This is a genomic window from Baekduia soli (assembly GCF_007970665.1).
In the GTDB taxonomy this organism is placed as follows: Bacteria; Actinomycetota; Thermoleophilia; order Solirubrobacterales; family Solirubrobacteraceae; genus Baekduia; species Baekduia soli.
The window spans coordinates 2,980,012-2,998,652 of sequence record NZ_CP042430.1 but is presented as its reverse complement, the minus strand read 5'-3'; the positions used below and the strand labels follow the sequence as shown (position 1 = coordinate 2,998,652).

Below are 18,641 nucleotides of genomic sequence, written 5' to 3'. Positions count from 1 at the left end.
CCGTCGATGCCCGGGTCGGCGTGCAGCCGGTTGTCGCTCAGGGCGCTCATGCGGTCGGGATCATGGTGCACTCGTTCGTGGTCAGGTCACAGATCATGATGCCGCCACCTCGGCGTCCGCGCGCTCCGCGGCGACCGCGGCGCCCAGCACCTCGGCCAGCCGGTCGATGTCGGCGGCCGAGCGCTGCTCGGTCAGCGCGACGAGCAGCCCGTCGCCGTACTCCTCGTAGTCGCGGCCCAGCGCGTAGCCGGGGTTGACCCCCGCCTCCTGGCAGCGGGCGATGACCCGCCGCACCCCGTCGGTGCCGCCGACGTCCAGCGCCACGGCGAACTCGCGCACGACGGGCTGATCGTGCAGCGCGGTCACGCCGTCCAGCGCGGTCAGGCGCTCGCGGGCGTGGTGGGTGCGCTGCAGCAGCAGCTCGCCGAGCTCGACGAGGCCCTCGCGGCCCAGCCAGGTCAGGTACACGACGCCGGCCAGCGCGTTGAGCGCCTGCGCGGTGCAGATGTTGCTCGTGGCCTTCTCGCGGCGGATGTGCTGCTCGCGGGTCTGCAGGGTGAGCACAAACCCGCGGCGGCCGTCGGCGTCGACGGTCTCGCCGGCGATGCGGCCGGGCATGCGCCGCAGGTAGGCCTCCGTGGCGGCGAAGAAGCCGAACGAGGGGCCGCCGAAGTCCAGGCGGTTGCCCAGCGTCTGGCCCTCGCCGACGGCGACGTCGACGCCGCACTCGCCCGGGGGCTTGAGCACGCCGAGCGGGATCGGGTCGTACTGGCCGACGACCACGGCCGGCGAGTCCTTGGCCGCGGCGGCCAGCGCCTCGGCGTCCTCCACCGCGCCCAGGAAGTTGGGCTGGGCGAAGAACACGGCACCGGTCTCGCCGTCGATGGCCGCCGCCCACGCCTCGGGGTCGGTGACGCCGTCGCGCAGCCCGACCTCGACGATCTCGGCGCCGAACCCGTGGGCGTAGGTCGCCAGCGTCTCGCGCGAGTGCGGGTGCAGCCCGCGGGAGACCACGAACTTCGGCCTGCCGTTGGCCAGCCGCGCCAGATAGCCCGCCGACGCCACGGCGGAGGGCCCCTCGTAGACCGAGGCGTTGGAGACCGGCAGGCCCGTCAGCTCGCTGATCGCGGTCTGGTACTCGAACATGACCTGCAGGTTGCCCTGGGAGACCTCGGGCTGGTACGGCGTGTAGGGCGTCAGGAACTCGCTGCGCCCGAGCAGCATGTCGATGACCGCCGGCACGTAGTGGTCGTACATGCCCGCGCCGAGGAACGTGATCTCGTCCTCGGCCCCGGTGTTGCGCGCGGCCAGGTCGCGCAGGTGGGCGTAGACGTCCTGCTCGGGCATCCCCTCGGGGAGGTCGAGCGGGCGGCCGAGGCGCACGTCGGCAGGGATCTGGCGGTCGAAGAGCTCCTGGACGGAGCCCACGCCGATGGCGGAGAGCATCTCCGCCAGGTCGGCGTCGGTCACGGCGGTGTACTGCGACAAGGGAGCCTCGGGGTCTAGGAGAGCGTGGCCTCGTAGGCGGCGGCGTCGAGCAGGCCATCGCTCTCCGAGGGATCGGAGAGCCGGACCTTGACCATCCAGCCGTCGCCGTACGGGTCGTTGTTGATCGCCTCGGGGGTGTCGCCCAGGCCGAGGTTGACCTCGATGATCTCGCCGCTGAGCGGCGCGACCACGTCGGACACGGCCTTGACGGACTCCACTTCGGCGTACGACTCGCCGGCGGTCACCGACGAGCCCACCTCGGGCGGATCGAAGAACACGACCTCGCCGAGGGCGTCCTGGGCGAACCAGGTGATGCCGAACGTCGCGACGTCGCCATCGACCTGGGCCCAGTCGTGCTCGGGGTGGTACAGCAGCTCTGCGGGATAGCTGGAGTCGGCCATGGCGGGCACCCTAAGGCTTTACGTACAGCGGCTTGCGGGAGACCACGGCGGGGCGCAGCTTGCCCCGCACGTCGATCTGCAGCTCGGTGCCCACGGCCGCGCGCCCCGCGGGCACGTAGGCCATGCCGATGCCGGTCTGCAGCGACGGCGACATCGTCCCCGACGTCACCTCGCCCCCGCCCACGACCGGGTTGCCCTGCCGGGCGATCCCCGACGGCATCGTGAACGCGACGAGCTTCTCGGCGGGCCCGGCGTCGCGGACGGCGCGCACGGCCTCCGCGCCGATGAAGCCCGTGTCCTCCTTGCACGCCCAGCCCAGGCCGGCCTCGATCGGACCACGGGTGACCATGAGGTCGTTGCCGTAGAGGTGGTAGCAGACCTCCAGGCGCAGGGTGTCGCGCGCGGCCAGGCCGGCGGGCACCGCGCCGCGGCGCACCGCCTCGTCCCAGAGGAGGACCGCGTCGTCGGGGTCGCACAGCAGCTCGACGCCGTCCTCGCCCGTGTAGCCCGTGCCGGCGACGAGCACCCGGCGTCCACGCAGGAGGCGGTGGCGGCAGGTGAAGCGGTCGGGCAGCGGGGCGTCGGCCAGCGCCTGGACGATCTCGCGCGCCTGCGGGCCCTGCACGGCGAGCATCGCGTAGCGCGGCGCGGCGTCCTCGATCTCGACGTCGAAGCCCTCGGCCCGGCGGCGGAACCAGGCCAGGTCGCTGTCATGGTTGGAGGCGTTGGAGACCGTCAGGAAGCGGTCGGCGCCCAGGCGGTAGGTGAAGAGGTCGTCCAGCACGCCGCCGTCCTCGCGGCAGAGGACCGAGTACTGCGCTCCGCCGGTCTGGAGCTTGTCGACGTCGTTGCTGACGAGGTGCTGCAGGAAGCGCGCGGCGTCCGGGCCGGAGGTGCCGATCTCGCCCATGTGCGAGACGTCGAAGATGCCCGCTGTGGCGCGCGTGGCCAGGTGCTCGGGGCCGACGCCGGTGTACTGGACGGGCATCTCCCACCCCGCGAAGGGGACCATCCGGGCCCCCGCGGCGACGTGGCGGTCGTGCAGCGGGGTGCGCTTGAGGGACGTGTCTGCGGAGGCGGCGGCCACGGGGCGAGGCTAGCAGTCGTCTCCGACCGCGCTGCACCGGACACCGGGGCGATACGGGGGCGCCCCGGGTGGGTACGGACGGCCCATGATCCGCTCGCTGCTCGGCCGGCTGCACCTCGCCGGGAGGCCCGCGACGCCCCTGTGGTGCCTGAGCAACGCGGAGATCGACGCGCTGGCCGACTGACGGCCCCGCGCGGACCGCCCTCACTCGGCGGGCGGCGCGCCCGGGGTCTCCCGGGCGAGGTACTCCTCGAGCAGCATCGGCACGCTGGCGGTGCGCTCGGCGACGGCCAAGAGGTCCGACATGGAGGACTCCTCCTCGGTCTGCTCGGCCAGGAACCAGTCCAGGAACTGCTCCGAGCGGAAGTCGCGCGTCTCGCGAGCGACCTCGAACAGCTCGCTGATGCTCACGGTCACCGAGCGCTCCTGGTCCAGCGCGAGCCGGATCGGCGCGATGTGGTCCTCGAAGTCGGTCCTCGGCGGGTCGATGCCCGTGAAGTTGACCGGCGAGTTCGTGTCGAGCAGGTAGTTGACCATCTTGAGCGCGTGCTCGCGCTCCTCCTCGGCCTGCGCGAAGAAGAAGGCGGCGAGCTGCGGGTAGGTCTCCCCCGTGTAGTACGCCGCGATCGCCGTGTACTGGTGCGCCGCGGCGAACTCCCGGGCGACCTGGGCGTTGAGGGCGTCGACGAAGCGCTCGGAGGGCATGCGCGGACCATATCGACCGCGCGGCCGGGCGTGCGGGCCCCATCTTAGGGTTCCCTACGATCCGTGCTACGCTCGCGTGGTCCATGCCGCCCTCGCGCTGCTGCCGCACCTGCCCCCGATGCCACGACTGCCCCGTCGTGCTCGCGGCGGCCGCGCGGAGCCGCACGCGGCAGGACGCCGTCGCGGCGCTGGTCGACGAGGTCTTCGCCGGCGCCGGCCGGCGCGTGCTGCCCGACCCGGTGCTGCGCACGCTCGAAGCGCTGGACCTCGCCCGCCGCGGCGCCCCCGCCGCGGTCTAGGGCGCCGACGCGGGCGCGCCCCCGCGTCAGTTGTCCTGGGTGACCTTGGTCGGGTACGGCCGGACGAGGAAGTCCGTGAGGAGCTCGTCGCGCGAGTCCTCGGTGCTCAGCTCGAGCTGCGTCAGCAGCTCGGCGAGCTCGTCCGTGTTCATCTGCGGGGGCTGGGGCATCGGCGGGCGTCCTTGCTGAGGGCGACGGAAGAACGGGTGCTCCCCCGTATCTTCGGCAATCCCGCGGGCCGGCGCCATACCTAGTTCTTGGGATCTGCCGTCCGCAGCAGGACGCGGGCGCGTCGCCGCTCATCCGAGCCGCGACGCCCCGCTCCCCGGCGGCCTCCGGGGCCGCCGCTCAGCGCAGGAAGGGCGGGATGTCGATGTCGTCGTCGCGGATCTCGAGCGACTCCCGCTCGATCCGCGGCGAGCGATCGCGGCGCCGCGCGCTGTCGCGCGTCTCCTCGCGGGCCTGGCGCGGGCGGGCGCGCCCGTGGTCGAACCCGGTGGCGATGACGGTCACGCGGACCTCGTCGCCCAGCGATTCGTCGATGACCGAGCCGAAGATGATGTTCGCGTTGGCGTCGGCCGCGCTCTGCACGATCTCCGCGGCCTCGTTGATCTCGAACAGGCCGATGTCCGGGCCGCCCGTGATGTTGAGCAGGATGCCCGTGGCGCCCTCGACCGACTGCTCCAGCAGCGGGCTGGAGATCGCCGTCTTGGCCGCGTCGGCGGCCCGCGTCTCGCCCCCGGACTGCCCGATGCCCATGAGTGCCGAGCCGGCGTCGGCCATGATCGTGCGCACGTCGGCGAAGTCCAGGTTGATCAGGCCGGGGATCGTGATGAGGTCCGTGATCCCCTGCACGCCCTGGCGCAGCACGTTGTCGGCCTCGCGGAACGCCTCGAGGATCGTCGTGCGGCGCTCGACGAGCGCGAGCAGCTTCTCGTTGGGGATGACGATGAGCGTGTCGACCACGTCGCGGAGGCGCTGGACGCCCTCCTCGGCCTGGCGCATCCGCTGCGTGCCCTCGAACTCGAACGGCTTGGTGACCACGCCGACCGTCAGCGCGCCGATCTCGTTCTTGGCGATCTCGGCGATCACGGGCGCCGCGCCGGTTCCCGTTCCCCCGCCCTCGCCGGCCGTGACGAAGACCATGTCGGCGCCCTTGAGCGCCTCCTTGATGTCGTCGCGCGACTCGGCCGCGGCGCCGAACCCGACGTCCGGGTTCGCACCCGCCCCGAGTCCCTTGGTGAGCTCGTGCCCGATGTTGAGCTTGATGTCGGCGTCGCACATGGCGAGCGCCTGGGCGTCGGTGTTCGCGGCCACGAACTCGACGCCGCGGAGGCCGGCGTCGACCATGCGATTGACCGCATTGGTCCCGCCGCCGCCGACGCCGACGACCTTGATGACCGCGAGGTAGCTGCCGCTTTCCATGTGACTGAAGTTCCTGTCCGACCCTCTAGATAGCCTCGAGAGTTTGCGCGTGATTGCGCCACCCCCGGCCGATGCACCGTACGCATCGGCGTTCCGGGGTGTCAATGCGAAGTCTAGGGCGCAATCTTGCTTGCAGTTCCCAGAAGCCTGGAGTCACCCTTGAGACTCCGGCCTCCGCGCACCCTCGACCTCAGGTCGAAGGTCGTCACGGCGTGGTGCCCGCCGCGGCGCCCGCAGGCGTCGCCGTCGCGGCCGCCCCCGTCGTGGTCGAGGCGCCCGGCAGGGCCGCGTTGGCGGTCTCCGGGTCGCGCTGGGTCGCCGGATCCTCGAGGCCGCCGGCGGCCGGGCGCTCGGGGTAGCGCAGGTCGAGGTAGGTGGCGCCGGCCGAGCCGGCGTCGGCGAGGACGGCGGCCGCCGCGGCCCACTTGGCCGCCAGGCGATCGCCGCCGCCGAAGTGCAGCTCGGGGCCCCGCTCGAGCGTCAGCGTGAGGCCGCCGGCAGGCGTGGTGACGGCCCGCTGGACCCGGCTGCGCAGCGCCGGCGGGGCGAAGGCCAGGGCGGCGATGGCGCGCAGCGCGGTCTTGTCGGCGACGCGGTCGCCCGTCGGCACGACGCTCATCGGCACCACGGGGAGCGCACGCTGGTCGGCGCCGCGCAGCAGGCGGCCGTCGCCGCCGACCGGCGTGCGGACGCCGTCGACGAGCACGGAGGCCACGGGCACGTTCTCGGTGACCTCGATGCGCAGGGTGTGCGGGAAGCTCGCGTGCGCCGTGACGCGCTTGACCACGGGGTAGGGGCGGACGACGGCCTCGAGCTGGTCGGTGCGGACGTGCAGCGTGGTCATGTCGCGCGCGGCGGCCTCGAGCTGCGTGGTCAGGCGCGCGGTCTCCGGCCCGGTCAGGCCGGTCACGGAGACCTTCTGGACCGCGACGAGCGACGAGTCGCGCAGCCACAGGCCGAAGGCGACGATCAGCGCGATCGCGGCCAGGACCCAGATGCCGTGGCGGGGCAGGCGCGGCAGGGCACGGGGGCGCGTGAGGACGGCGGCACGGTGCATCCGAGTGCTGGGTTCGCCGTGGGCCCGAGGTCCCCTGCCCGCGCCGCGCGGACGCATCAGGCGACGACCAGCGCGCGGCCGAGGGCGTCGACGTCGCCCGCGCCCATGACGAGGACGAGGTCGCCCTCGCGCAGCCGCGGCCCGAGGACCCGCTCGGCCTCGGCGAGCGTCGGCAGCCACAGGACCTCGCGGCCATCCGCGGCGTCGGCGGCCGCCTCGGCGACGAGCAGGCCGCTGACGCCCGGGAAGTCCTCGGCGCGCTCCCGCGCCGGGTAGACGTCCAGGACGCACGCGACGTCGGCCGCGGCCAGCGCGGCGCCGAACTCGCGGTACAGCTCCCGGGTGCGGCTGAACAGGTGCGGCTGGAAGCACGCCACGAGCCGCCGCGGGCGCAGGGAGCGGGCCGCCGCGATCGTGGCGGCGACCTCCGTCGGGTGATGGGCGTAGTCGTCGACGACCTCGGCGCCCGAGCGGGTGTGCCCGAGGCGCTCGAAGCGCCGCCCCGCGCCGCTGAAGCCGGCCAGCGCGGCCACCAGGGCGGCCTCGTCCGCGCCCGTCAGGCGGCAGGCCTCCAGCGCCGCGGCGGCGTTGCGCGCGTTGTGGGCGCCCGGGACCACGAGGCGGACCTCGTGGCCGCGCCACCCGAAGCGCGAGCCGCCGGGCTCGAGCACCAGATCCTCCGGCGCGAAGACGATGTCGCCCGGCCGCGCGAGCTCGGGGGCGGCCACGACCTGCGGCGCCGCGGCGCGGAACGCGTCGAAGACCTCGACGACCTCGGCCAGCGACCCGTAGGTCGCGTGGTGGTCGAGCTCGATGTTCAGCACGACCGCGACGTCGGTGTCCAGGGCCAGCATGGAGCGGTCGGACTCGTCGGCCTCGACCACGAGCCAGCCGCCGGAGCGGTGGGAACCCCAATCGGCGTGCTCGCCGGTGCTGCGCAGCGCGCCGCCGATGAGGTAGCCCGGCGCCAGGCCGGCGCCCAGCAGCGCGTGGGCGGCCATGGAGGTCGTCGTCGTCTTGCCGTGCGCCCCGGCCACCGCGATGACGCGCTTGAGCGCGGTGAGCCGGCGCAGCAGCTCGGCCCGGGGCAGCGACGGCCGCCCCGCTGTGCGCTCGGGGTTGTCGGCCGGGATCGCCGAGCTGTGGAAGACGTCGGCGCCGGCGGGCACGTTGGCCGCGTCGTGGCCCACGTGGACCTCGACGCCCAGGGCGCGCAGGTGGTCGAGCGCGGGGGACTCGGCCCGGTCCGAGCCGCTGACCGTCGCGCCGAGCTGGCCGGCCACCCGCGCCCAGCCGCTCATCCCGGCGCCCCCGATCCCGATGAGGTGGATGCGCTTCCCGGCCCACGGGCGCTCGTCGGGGGTCACGCGACGGCTCCGAGGACCTCGCGGGCGATGTCGCGCGCGGCGTCGGGCCGGGCGAGCGCGGCCGAGGCGGCGGCCATCGCGGCCAGCCTCCCGCGGTCGGCGAGCAGGGCGTCGACCTCCCGGGCCAGTCGCTCGGGCGTCAGCTCGTCGTCGCGCACCACCACGGCGGCCCCGGCGTCGGTCATCCAGCGCGCGTTCGACGTCTGGTGGTCGGCGGCGGCGTGCGGGTAGGGCACGAGGATCGCCGGCAGCCCATGGGCGGCGATCTCGAAGACCGAGCCGCCCGAGCGCGCGACGCAGAGGTCGGCGGCGGCCAGCGCGTCGCCGAACGGCGTGATGTAGGACCGCAGGTCGTAGCCGGGCGGCGGCGGATCGCCGAGGCGCGCGCGCAGCGCGTCGTGATCGCGCACGCCGCAGGCGTGCAGCACCCGGTAGGGCCGGTCGCGCAGCGCGGCGACGGCCGCCTCGTTGATGGACCGCGCGCCGAGCGAGCCGCCGAAGACCAGGACGCACGTGGCCTCGGCGGGCAGGCCGAAGCGCTCGCGGGCCGCGGCCCGGTCGGCCTGCACGGCGGGCACCGGGCGGCCCGTGACGCGGTAGCGCTCACCCTCCCGCCCGGCCAGCGGGAACGCGAGGCAGACCCGGCGCGCGAACGGCGCCAGGAGCCGGTTGGTCAGGCCGAGGTGGCTGTCGGCCTCCGTGAGCACGAGCGGGATGCGCCCGGCGACCGCCGCGGCGCCGACGGGGCCGGCGACGTAGCCCCCGCCGCCGAGCACCGCGTCGGGGCGCACGTCACGCAGGATGCGCCGCGCGGTGCCCAGCGCGGCCGCGGCCCGGAGGAGCCCGCGGGCCGCCTTGAGCGGGTTGGAGCGGCTCAGGCCCTCGACGGCGATCGGGCGCAGCTCGTAGCCGGCCTCGGGGACGAGCGTTCGCTCGGCCCGCTCGCCGCCGACGAAGACGACGTGCGCGCCGGCCTCAGCCCGCAGCGCGTCGGCCACCGCCAGCGCCGGCACCACGTGCCCGGCTGTCCCTCCGGCGGCGATCACGATCGTGGGAGCCATCGCGCCGGGACCCTGACACATCGGGCACCGCCTGCAGCTTGACGTTGCCGCCCGCGGCGACGTTGAGCAGCAGGCCCATCCCGAGCAGCAGCACGATGAGGTTCGTCGAGCCGTAGGAGATGAACGGCAGCGGGACGCCGGTCAGCGGCGCGAGGCCCAGCACGGTGAAGACGTTGAGCATCGCCTGGCTGAGGAACAGCGACGTGACGCCGGCGGCCAGCAGCTTGGCGTAGGTGCCGCGCGCGTTGCGGGCCACGCGCAGCCCCGCGTAGGCCACCAGGCCGTAGAGGAACAGCACGCCGCAGATGCCCACGACGCCGAGCTCCTCGCCGATGATGGCCAGGATGAAGTCCGTGTGGGCCTCGGGCAGGAAGAGGTTCTTCTGCAGCGACTGGCCCAGGCCGCGGCCGAAGAGGCCGCCGGAGCCGATGGCGATCTGCCCCTGCACGGACTGGAAGCCCTCGTTGCCGGCGTGGGCCCAGGGGTCCAGGAACGTCATGAGGCGGTCGCGCCGGTAGCTGGCGCTCATGGCGTACAGCAGGACCATGACGCCGCCCACGCCGCCGGCCGTCGCCAGCCAGCGCACCGGCATGCCCGCCGCCACGAGCATCGCGGCCATCGTGAAGCAGATGACCAGCGCGGTGCCCAGGTCGGGCTGGGAGGCGACGAGCAGCACCGCGCCGCCGGCCACGAGGCCCAGCGGCCCCAGGTTCTGCCAGCGGTGCAGGACCTTGGGGCGCTCGGCCAGGAGCTTGGCCGCGTAGAGCACGAGCGCGAGCTTCATGACCTCCGACGGCTGGAAGACCAGCGGGCCGGCGCCGAGCCAGCGGCGCGCGCCGTTGACCGACACGCCGAAGCCCGGGAGCTTGACGAGCACGAGCGCGACGAAGGACCCGATGAGCAGCGGCCCCGTCAGCCGCGGCACGATCTCCAGGCCCCGGCGGGCGATGATCTGCATGAGCACGACGCCGACCGCGCCGTAGCCCACGTACCTGATCAGGAACGTGGTGCCGTCGCCCTGGCCGGACAGCAGGGAACGGGCGGACGACGCACTGAACACCATCACGGCGCCTGCGGCCAGGAGGCACAGGGTCGCGGTGATGAGGATGTTGTGCTCGATCGAGTGGGGATGGCGGCGGCGGGCCATCAGGCTCTACATTCGCGCCAGCTCCCGGAAAGCCTCCCCGCGCGCCTCGAAGTTCTCGAACTGGTCGAACGAGGCGCACGCCGGGGCCATGAGGACGACCTCGCCGGGGACGGCCGCGGCCCGCGCGGCGTCCACCGCGGAGGCCAGGTCGCCGCAGTCGTGCAGCGCCACGGCGCCCTCCAGCGCGGCGTGCAGCGCGGGCGCCTCCTCGCCGATGAGGTACGCCGCGACGGCGTGCGCCGCGACGGCCTCGCGCAGCGGCGCGTAGGCCTCCCCTTGCCGCGGCCGCCGAGGATGACGTGCACGGGCACCGTGAACGAGCGCAGCGCCACGAGCGCCGCGGCGACGTTCGTCGCCTTGGAGTCGTTGACGTAGATCACGCCGTCGCGCCGCGCGACCTCCTCGAGGCGGTGCGGCACCCCGGCGAAGGTGCGCAGCCCGGCGCGGACCGCATCGGCGTCCATGCCCCCGGCCAGCACGGCCGCGGCGGCCGCCATCGCGTTGCGGACGTTGTGCGGGCCGCGGAGGGCCAGCTCGTCGGCGCGCAGCAGCGGCTCGCGGTCCCACCACAGCGTCCCGGCGCGCAGCGACAGCTCGGCCTCGGGCGACTCGCCGAAGCACACGCGCCGTGCGCACCCGCCGAGATCGGGGATCCCGAGGCCCTCGGGGGCGACGGCGACGTCATCGTTGCCCTGGTGGGCGAAGATCCGCAGCTTGGCGGCGTGGTAGGCCTCCAGGGTGCCGTGGCGATCCAGGTGGTCGCTGTCGAGGTTGAGCAGCACGGCGGTCTCGGGCGCGAAGGCCGAGGTGTCCTCGAGCTGGAACGACGAGGCCTCGCAGACCACGACGGTCTCCGGGGCGGGCGGGTGCAGGGCCAGCGACGCGTAGGCCGTGCCGACGTTGCCGACGACGGCGACGGGCACGCCGGCCTCGCGGTGCAGGTGACCGAGCAGCTCGACGGTCGTGGTCTTGCCGTTGGTGCCCGTGACGGCGATGACGCGGTCGGGCACGCAGCGCCAGGCCAGCTCGAGCTCGCCGAGCACGGGCACGCCGCGCTGCCGTGCGGCGGCGATCACCGGGGCCTGCGCCGGCACCCCGGGCGACTTGACGACGGCGCGCACGCCCTCCAGCAGGGCCGGGGAGTCCGTCCCGGCGTGCAGCACGACGCCTTCGGGCAGCGCCACGTCGCCCAGCCGCGCCGCAGGCGCCCGATCGGTGGCCACGACGCGCTCGCCGCGGGCGTGCAGCAGCGCCGCGGCGGCCTGCCCCGAGCGGGCCATGCCGACCACGAGCCAGGGGCCGGGCGGCAGGGGCGGACGGGGCCTCATCGGCGGCTCAGGCGATCGACTGCTGGTAGATCGTGAAGCCCGAGGCGGCGCAGACGGCCGCGATGATCCAGAAGCGCAGGATGATCTTGGTCTCCGACCACCCGAGGATCTCGAAGTGGTGGTGGATCGGCGCCATGAGGAACACGCGCTTGCGGAAGGTCTGGAAGGAGAAGACCTGGATGAGGACCGAGAGCGCCTCGACGACGAAGATGCCGCCGAGCAGGATGAGCAGCTCTTCGGTCTTGGTCATCACGGCCAGCCCGGCGATCGCGCCGCCCAGCCCGAGCGAGCCGGTGTCGCCCATGAAGATCGTCGCCGGGAACGCGTTGAACCACAGGAAGCCGACGCAGGCCCCGACCAGGCAGCCCGACAGCAGCGCCAGGTCGTCGGCGCCGCGCGTGATGAACGTGATCCCGATGTAGGCCAGCGCCACGATGGCCGCGCACCCGGCGGCCAGCCCGTCGAGGCCGTCGGTCAGGTTGACGGCGTTGGTCGTGCCGGCGACCACGAGGTAGATGAACAGCGGGTAGAAGACGCCGAGGTCGACGGTGGCGTCGATGGTGCGCAGCCGCAGCGTCGCGGGCAGCTGGGCCTTCTGGGTGGCGATGTACCAGAGCAGCAGCGAGATGGCGACCTGCCCGCCGAGCTTCATCCGGCCGCTGAGGCCCAGCGACCGGCGGCGGATGATCTTCGTGAAGTCGTCGGCGAAGCCGAGGACGGCCGACAGGATCGCCACGAGGTAGACCCCGATCGAGCGCCAGTCGTAGTCCGACAGCAGCAGGAACGGGACGGAGACCGCGAGGAAGATGATGATGCCGCCCATCGTGGGCGTGCCGGCCTTCTCGTGGTGGCCCTCCGGGCCCTCCTCGCGGATGTTCTGGCCGAACTCGCGCACCCGCAGGAACGCGATGAAGCGGGGGCTGAGGAAGATGCAGATGAGCAGCGAGCCCATGCCGGCGATGAGGACCTCCCCCATCAGCCGGCCAGCCCCTCGGCGACGGCCTCCAGGCCGACGCCGCGCGAGGCCTTGACGAGCACGGTGTCGCCGGCGCGCAGCAGCGAGGGCAGCAGCGCGACGGCGTCGGCCGCGTCGGGCACCGCGTGCACCTCGCCGCCGAAGGCGGGGCCCATCGCGGCGGCCAGCGGGCCTACGGTCACCAGGACGTCGACGCCCGCGGCGCGCGCGTGGGCGCCGATCTCGGCGTGGAAGGCCTCCTCGCCCGGGCCGAGCTCGAGCATGTCCCCGAGCACGGCGACGCGGCGGCCGGACGCGGACGCGGACAGATCGTCGAGGGCGGCGCGCATCGACATGGGGTTGGCGTTGTAGCAGTCGTTGACGACGACGACGCCACCCGGCAGCTCGACGCGCTGGCCCCGGAGCTCGCTGATCTCGACGTCGACGCGGCCGCCGGGCCGGACCCCGATGGCCGTCACGGCCGCCAGGGCCGCCAGCGCGTTGGAGCGCATGTGGGCGCTGAGCGGCCGGCCGCCCACCGTGACCTCGAGGCCGGCGGGCAGCTCCTCGACGTCCCCGCCGCGCCCGAACGTGACGATCGTCACGTCGTCGCGCCGGTACGGGTCCAGCAGCCGCTCGCCGGCGGGCAGCACGGCGGTGGCGCCGGGCCGCAGGCCCGCGACGAGCTCGGCCTTGGCCGCGGCGATCGCCTCGATCGACCCCAACAGCTCGAGGTGCACGGGGCCCACGTTGACGATGACCCCGACGTCGGGCTCGGCGATCTGCGTCAGCTCGGCGATCTGGCCGGCGCCTCGCATCGCCATCTCCAGCACGAGGACCTCCGTGCCCACCGGGCCGCCGAGGATCGTCAGCGGCAGCCCGATCTCCGTGTTGAGGTTCTTCGGCGTGGCCACCACGCTGCGGGCGGTGGCGGCCATCGCGGCCACGAGGTCCTTCGTCGAGGTCTTGCCCGTCGAGCCCGTGACGCCGATGACCGCGGCGCCCAGCTCGCGCCGCCAGGCCAGCGCCAGGCGCTGCAGCGCCAGGAGGGGGTCGGGCGCGACGAGGATCGCGCCCGGCGGGTCGGTGGGGTCCTCGACCCCGGCCCAGCCCTCGCCCACCAGTACGCCCCAGGCGCCCGCGCCGAGCACGTCGGCGGCGAAGCGCCCGCCGTCGACGCGCTCGCCGGGCAGCCCGACGAACAGGTCGCCGACGCGGGCCTGGCGCGAGTCGATCGTCACCCGCGACGGGCCGTCACGCCGCACCCCGGGCTCGACGAGCCGGGCGCCGGCCGCCTCGGCGACGCGCTCAGCCGTCCAGTCGCGCACGCAGCGCCTCCCGGGCGACCTCGCGGTCGTCGAACGGCTCCCGGCGGCCGCCGGCGAACTCCTGGTAGGTCTCGTGGCCCTTGCCGGCGATGAGGACGACGTCACCCGGCCCGGCCAGGCCGATCGCGTGGCCGATGGCCTCCCGGCGGTCGAGGATCCGGTGCACGCGCCCTGCGTCGCCGGGGCCGGCGCCCGCCGCCATCGCGGCGATGATCGCCTCGGGGTCCTCCGAGCGCGGGTTGTCGGAGGTCAGCACGACGACGTCGGCGCGCTGCGCGGCCGCCGCGCCCATGAGCGGGCGCTTGCCGCGGTCGCGGTCGCCGCCGGCGCCCACGACGACGATGACGCGCCCGGCGGTCATGTCGCGGGCGGTGCGCAGGACGTTGTCCAGCGCGTCGGGCTTGTGCGAGTAATCGACGATGACCGCGAAGGCCTGCCCGACATCGACCGGCTCGAAGCGCCCGGGCACGTTGCCGGCCCGGGGCAGCGCCTCGGCGATCGTCGCGTCGTCGACGCCGAGCTCGCGCGCCACGGCCACGGCCACCAGCGCGTTGAGCACGTTGAACCGCCCGGGCAGCGGCGCGTGCAGCGTCCGGCCGTGCAGGACGAAGGCCGTGTCGTTGCGCCCCGGCCGCAGGTCGACCGCGCGCAGCGCGGCCTCGGGCACGTCGACGCCGACGGTCACGGCCGCCGGGAACGCCTGGGCCAGCCGCGCGCCGTACGGGTCGTCGACGCAGACCACCAGCGCGGCCGACTGCTCGGCGGCGACCTCGAACAGGCGGCGCTTGGCCCGGAAGTAGTCCTCCATGTCGGCGTGGAAGTCGAGGTGGTCCTGCGTGAGGTTCGTGAACGCGGCGACGTCCCAGTGGATGGCGTCGGCGCGGTGCAGGTCCAGGGCGTGGGAGGAGACCTCCATGACGCAGGCCTCGTCACCGCCGTCGCGCATGGCGCGGAACGCGGGCTGCAGGTCGATGGCCTCGGGCGTCGTGCGGACGGTCGGGCTCTGTGCGCCTCCCACGACGGAGGTCACCGTCCCCAGCAGCCCGGTGGGCCGCCCGCCGGCCTCCAGCAGGGCGCGCGTCATGAACGCCGTCGTCGTCTTGCCGTTGGTGCCGGTGATGCCGGCCATCGCCAGCTCGGCGGTCGGGTCGCCCGCCAGGCGGGCGGCGGCCGGCGCCATCGCGGCGCGCACGTCGGGCACGACGACCTCGGGGACCCCGAGCCCCAGCGGGCGGTCCACGACGAGCGCGACCGCGCCGCGCGCCACCGCGTCGGCGGCGTACTCGTGACCGTCGCGGGTGAACCCGCGGACGCAGAAGAAGACGCCGCCGGGCTCCACGGCCCGGGCGTCGTAGTGCAGCGACCGGACCTCGGCCCCGGGCAGCGTGCGGTCCTCGAAGAGGTCGCCCAGGAGCATCGCGGCGACCTTAGCCCCTCGCGCCGCGCGACCCCGCCGAGGTGGGGGCGGCGCCGTCCACTAGCGCGGGGCGATCTTCTCGTACTGCAGCGCGAAGCTGGCGATCTTGCCGAAGGCGGGCGCCGCGACCTGGCCGCCGTAGATGCCGCCCTTGGGCTCGTCGATCATGATCGAGATGAGGAGCTTGGGGTCGTCGGCCGGGGCGAAGCCCACGAACGACGCCACGTAGGCCGACGTCGAGTACTCGTGGGTGACCGGGTCGATCTTGTTGGCCGTGCCGGTCTTGCCCGCCAGCGTGTAGCCGGGGATCCGGACCTCGCTGGCCGTGCCGCCGGGCGCCAGCACGCCGCGCAGCATGTTGCGCAGCGAGGCGGCCGTCGAGGCCTTCATCACGCGGCGCCCGGCGCGCGATGTCACGAGCTTGCCGTCGATGCGGCGCACCACGTGGGGCGTGCGCAGGATGCCACCGTTGGCGATCGCGCCGTAGAACTGCGCGATCTGCATCGGGGTGACGAGCTCGCCCTGGCCGATGGGGAGGTTGCCCATGGAGGAGCCGGAGTACTTGGAGAAGGGCAGCACGACGCCGCGCTCCTCGCCGGGCAGGTCGGTGCCGGTCGGCGTCCCGAACCCGAACTGCCGGACCCACTGGTCGAAGCGGCGGCCGCCGAGGAGCCCGCCGATCGTGATCGCACCGACGTTGTCGGACTGCGCCAGGATCTGGCTCGTGGTCATCGTCGCCCAGCCGCGGGCCTCCGCGTTGTGGATGACGCGGTCGGCGACCTGGATCTGGGGCGGCAGGTTGAACGAGGTCGACGGGGTGACCTTGCCGTCCTCGATCGCGCCGGCGACCGTGATGGCCTTGAACGTCGAGCCCGGCTCATAGGTGAACCCGACCGCGCGGTCCTGCGTCGCGTAGCCCGGGGCCGCCGACGGGTTGTTGGCGTTGATCTGCGGCCAGTTGGCCAGCGCGAGGATCTCGCCCGTCTGCGGGTTGGTGACGATCGCCGTGGCGCCCTTGGGGCGGTAGGCCTGGCCGACGCCCTTGAGGACCTCCTCGACCTTGTCCTGGATGTTGGCGTCCAGGGACAGCTCGACCTTGGCGCCCGGCGTGGCGCGCTTGACGTCGCGCACGGCGACGTCGTCGCCGACGCCGTCGCGCACGATGCGCCGCTGCCCGTCGCTGCCGTGCAGGCGGGCGTCGAGCTCGTATTCCAGGCCCGAGGCGCCCTTGCCGTCGAGGTTCACCGAGCCCAGGACCTGCGAGGCGAGGTAGTCGCGCGGGTAGGTGCGCCGCTGGCCCGGCGTGAGGTCGATCCCGGCGAGGTTGAGCTGGCGGATCTTGTCGGCCTGGTCGCCGGGGAGGTGGCGCGCGAGGTAGACGAAGCCCGAGTCCTTCGTCGAGAGCTTGCGCAGCACGACGTCCTCGGGCACCCCGAGCAGCGGTGCGAGCTGGGCCGCGGCCTTGACCGGGTTCTTGACGAGGTAGGGCGTGGCCGACACGTCGTCGGCGGCCTGGGAGACGGCGAGCTCGACGCCGCGGCGGTCGACGATCGTGCCGCGGTGGGCGGGCACGACGGACTGCACGACCTGCTGGCTGGTGGCCGCGCGGGCCAGCATGCCGCCCTTCAGCGTGCCGAGCTGCAGGGAGCGCAGGCCGGCGATCGCCAGCAGGCCGAGGAAGAACGCGAACAGCAGGCCGATGCGGCGTTCGACCAGGACCACGGCCTATGCCCCTGGCGTCGCCGCCGGGGCGGAGACGCCGCCCGAGGTGGTGGTCGCCGCCGGCGCCGGCGCGACCGCCTGCTGCTGCACGGGCGCCTGCTGTTGCTGCTGCACGGGCGCCTGCTGCTGGACCGGGGCCTGCTGCTGGGCGGCGGGCGCGGAGGCCGCGCCCGTCGCCGCCGGCGCCGCGGCGGCGGCGGCGGTGCCCGCGGCCGCGGTCGAGGGGGTGGTGGCTGTCGTGGCGGTGGTGGACGCCGCGGCGCTGGTGCCCGCGGCGGCGGGCGCGACGGCGGTCACCGGGGCCGCGGCCTGGGTCGCCTGGGCGGCGGCAGAGGCCTGGGCGACGGCGGAGGCCTTCTGGCCCGCCTGGGTGCGCAACACGGCGGAGCTGTCGGGCGCCGTCATGCGCTGGGCGGCGCGCGCGGCGGTGCCGCGGACCCCGGCGGTGACGTAGTGCTCGCTGCCGTCGGCCGGCACGACCATGCCGAGGTCGTGCGCGACGCTGTCGATGCGGTCGCCGGCCTCCATGCGCGAGACGTCGGCGCGCATCGAGGCGTTCTGGCGCTCGAGCGTCGAGGCGGTCTGCACGGCGCGGCCGATGCCCGCGTTGAGCTTGAGCATCGTGACCTGCATGAAGACGATGCCGATGAGGCCGGCGGCCACGATGGGGATCCACAGCCGGCCGTGGACGAGGCGGTCCAGCAGGCGCGAGTCGGCCAGGGTGCGCGCCCGGCTCAGGGCGCGGGAGGACGGCGGACGGCCGGTGCTGCGGGCCCGGCGCGGCGCGGCGCCCGGGGCGGCCTTGGGCCGTGCGGGGCCCGAGACGCGGCGCGGGATGGAACCGCCCCGCCCCGGGGTACGTGGGATCGCGCGGCCGGGGGCCGTGGCGGCTGGAGGGGTCACTCGGTGCCTTCCCTGAGCTTGCGGGCGGCCCGCATCCGCGCGGACGCCGAACGGGGGTTGCTGCCGACCTCGCCCGCGGTGGGCGCGATCGCGCGGCGGCTGACGAGCTCGGCCTCCGGCGTCCGGCCGCACACGCACACCGGCAGCTCCGGGGGGCAGGTGCACCCCTGAGCGCGGGCGGCGAGGAAGCGCTTCACGCGACGGTCTTCGCCGCTGTGGAAGGAGATCCCTGCAAATCGGCCATTTTCGCGCAGCACGGCCCAGGCGAGGGGCAGCGCCGTGTCCAGCTGGCCCAGCTCGTCGTTGACCGCGATGCGGATGGCCTGGAACGAGCGCTTGGCCGGATGGCCGCCGGCGAACCGCGCCCGGGCGGGGATCGCGCCGGAGATGATCTCGACGAGGTCGCTGGTGGTCTCGATCACGCGCGACTCGCGCGCGGCCACGATGGCGCGCGCGATCGGGCCGGCGTAGCGCTCGTCGCCGTACTCGCGCAGGGCCTGGGCGATGCGGCGCTCGGGCCAGGTGTTGACGACCTCGCGCGCGTCGAGCTCCTGCTCGGGGTCCATCCGCATGTCCAGGGGCGCGTCGTAGCTGTAGGAGAAGCCCCGCTCCCAGGTGTCGACCTGCATGGAGGAGATCCCGAGGTCGACGTAGACCAGGTCGGCCTTGACGCCCTCGGCGACGAGCTGGCGCAGGCCGTCGGCGAAGGAGGCCGACAGGAAGCGCGTCTGGCACGGCACCTCGGCGGCGAAGGCCTCGAAGTGGCTCTCGGCGACGGGGTCGCGGTCGATGGCGATCAGCGTGCCGCCCGGCCCCAGGCGCTCGGCCACGAGGCGGGCGTGGCCGCCCGCGCCGAACGTGCAGTCGACGGCGATCTCCCCCGGTCGGGGATCGAGCGCCTCGATGAGCTCGCCGGCCAGCACCGGGACGTGGGAGGCGGTCATGTCATAC

General features: G+C 74.4%; 18 protein-coding genes. 1 reads left to right on the top strand and 17 read right to left on the bottom strand.

Annotation, left to right across the window (positions count from 1 at the left end):
* Positions 1 to 93: 93 nt before the first annotated feature.
* From gcvPA to FSW04_RS14200, 4 genes are all read right to left on the bottom strand, one after another.
* A complete protein-coding gene (gene gcvPA, locus FSW04_RS14215) occupies positions 94 to 1,488 on the bottom strand; it encodes an aminomethyl-transferring glycine dehydrogenase subunit GcvPA (RefSeq protein WP_146920350.1) in 1,395 nt (464 codons plus the stop codon).
* 14 nt (positions 1,489 to 1,502) lie between these two features.
* Positions 1,503 to 1,889 carry a glycine cleavage system protein GcvH gene (gcvH, locus tag FSW04_RS14210; RefSeq protein ID WP_146920348.1) on the bottom strand — a complete coding sequence of 129 codons (387 nt, stop codon included), beginning with the start codon at positions 1,887 to 1,889 and terminating at the stop codon, positions 1,503 to 1,505.
* A 10-nt stretch (positions 1,890 to 1,899) separates the two neighbouring features.
* A complete protein-coding gene (gene gcvT / locus FSW04_RS14205) occupies positions 1,900 to 2,976 on the bottom strand; it encodes a glycine cleavage system aminomethyltransferase GcvT (protein ID WP_146920346.1) in 1,077 nt (358 codons plus the stop codon).
* Between the two features lie 204 nt (positions 2,977 to 3,180).
* Entirely contained in the window at positions 3,181 to 3,681 is a 501-nt protein-coding gene (locus tag FSW04_RS14200) for a ferritin (RefSeq protein ID WP_146920344.1), read from the bottom strand.
* 83 nt (positions 3,682 to 3,764) lie between these two features.
* Between FSW04_RS14200 and FSW04_RS14195 the strand changes: the two genes are divergently transcribed.
* Positions 3,765 to 3,980 carry a hypothetical protein gene (locus FSW04_RS14195; protein ID WP_146920342.1) on the top strand — a complete coding sequence of 72 codons (216 nt, stop codon included), beginning with the start codon at positions 3,765 to 3,767 and terminating at the stop codon, positions 3,978 to 3,980.
* Positions 3,981 to 4,006: 26 nt separating this feature from the next.
* Here the strand turns inward: FSW04_RS14195 and FSW04_RS26090 are convergent, their stop codons facing one another.
* The 13 genes from FSW04_RS26090 to rsmH form a co-directional block, all read right to left on the bottom strand.
* Positions 4,007 to 4,150: a hypothetical protein gene (locus tag FSW04_RS26090; protein ID WP_187368782.1), complete on the bottom strand. Its 144-nt coding sequence runs from the start codon at positions 4,148 to 4,150 to the stop codon at positions 4,007 to 4,009.
* Positions 4,151 to 4,328: 178 nt separating this feature from the next.
* Positions 4,329 to 5,405, bottom strand: a complete 1,077-nt coding sequence (gene ftsZ, locus FSW04_RS14190; RefSeq protein WP_146920340.1) for a cell division protein FtsZ — start codon at positions 5,403 to 5,405, stop codon at positions 4,329 to 4,331.
* 205 nt (positions 5,406 to 5,610) lie between these two features.
* Entirely contained in the window at positions 5,611 to 6,462 is an 852-nt protein-coding gene (locus tag FSW04_RS14185; RefSeq protein WP_187368781.1) for a cell division protein FtsQ/DivIB, read from the bottom strand.
* A 56-nt stretch (positions 6,463 to 6,518) separates the two neighbouring features.
* Positions 6,519 to 7,829, bottom strand: a complete 1,311-nt coding sequence (locus FSW04_RS14180; RefSeq protein ID WP_228430470.1) for a UDP-N-acetylmuramate--L-alanine ligase — start codon at positions 7,827 to 7,829, stop codon at positions 6,519 to 6,521.
* Positions 7,826 to 8,845 (bottom strand): undecaprenyldiphospho-muramoylpentapeptide beta-N-acetylglucosaminyltransferase, encoded by a 1,020-nt coding sequence (gene murG, locus FSW04_RS14175; protein ID WP_267128229.1) that lies wholly within the window; start codon positions 8,843 to 8,845, stop codon positions 7,826 to 7,828. The genes FSW04_RS14180 and murG overlap by 4 nt, the downstream gene beginning before the upstream one ends.
* On the bottom strand, positions 8,805 to 10,037 hold the full coding sequence (gene ftsW, locus FSW04_RS14170; protein WP_146920333.1) for a putative lipid II flippase FtsW: 1,233 nt from the start codon (positions 10,035 to 10,037) through the stop codon (positions 8,805 to 8,807). Before ftsW ends, murG begins: the two co-directional genes overlap by 41 nt.
* Positions 10,037 to 11,365: a UDP-N-acetylmuramoyl-L-alanine--D-glutamate ligase gene (gene murD / locus FSW04_RS14165; RefSeq protein ID WP_146920331.1), complete on the bottom strand. Its 1,329-nt coding sequence runs from the start codon at positions 11,363 to 11,365 to the stop codon at positions 10,037 to 10,039. The genes ftsW and murD overlap by 1 nt, the downstream gene beginning before the upstream one ends.
* A 7-nt stretch (positions 11,366 to 11,372) precedes the next feature.
* On the bottom strand, positions 11,373 to 12,341 hold the full coding sequence (gene mraY / locus FSW04_RS14160) for a phospho-N-acetylmuramoyl-pentapeptide-transferase (RefSeq protein WP_146920329.1): 969 nt from the start codon (positions 12,339 to 12,341) through the stop codon (positions 11,373 to 11,375).
* Positions 12,341 to 13,648 carry a UDP-N-acetylmuramoyl-tripeptide--D-alanyl-D-alanine ligase gene (locus FSW04_RS14155; protein ID WP_146920326.1) on the bottom strand — a complete coding sequence of 436 codons (1,308 nt, stop codon included), beginning with the start codon at positions 13,646 to 13,648 and terminating at the stop codon, positions 12,341 to 12,343. The genes mraY and FSW04_RS14155 overlap by 1 nt, the downstream gene beginning before the upstream one ends.
* The gene (locus tag FSW04_RS14150) at positions 13,629 to 15,065 is read right to left on the bottom strand and encodes a UDP-N-acetylmuramoyl-L-alanyl-D-glutamate--2,6-diaminopimelate ligase (protein ID WP_146920324.1); all 1,437 of its coding nucleotides are present in this window, start codon (positions 15,063 to 15,065) and stop codon (positions 13,629 to 13,631) included. Before FSW04_RS14150 ends, FSW04_RS14155 begins: the two co-directional genes overlap by 20 nt.
* A 60-nt stretch (positions 15,066 to 15,125) precedes the next feature.
* Positions 15,126 to 16,787, bottom strand: a complete 1,662-nt coding sequence (locus tag FSW04_RS14145; RefSeq protein ID WP_146920321.1) for a peptidoglycan D,D-transpeptidase FtsI family protein — start codon at positions 16,785 to 16,787, stop codon at positions 15,126 to 15,128.
* A gap of 3 nt (positions 16,788 to 16,790) precedes the next feature.
* The gene (locus FSW04_RS14140) at positions 16,791 to 17,690 is read right to left on the bottom strand and encodes a hypothetical protein (RefSeq protein WP_146920319.1); all 900 of its coding nucleotides are present in this window, start codon (positions 17,688 to 17,690) and stop codon (positions 16,791 to 16,793) included.
* Positions 17,687 to 18,634: a 16S rRNA (cytosine(1402)-N(4))-methyltransferase RsmH gene (gene rsmH, locus FSW04_RS14135; RefSeq protein WP_146920317.1), complete on the bottom strand. Its 948-nt coding sequence runs from the start codon at positions 18,632 to 18,634 to the stop codon at positions 17,687 to 17,689. Before rsmH ends, FSW04_RS14140 begins: the two co-directional genes overlap by 4 nt.
* Between the last annotated feature and the right edge of the window lie 7 nt (positions 18,635 to 18,641).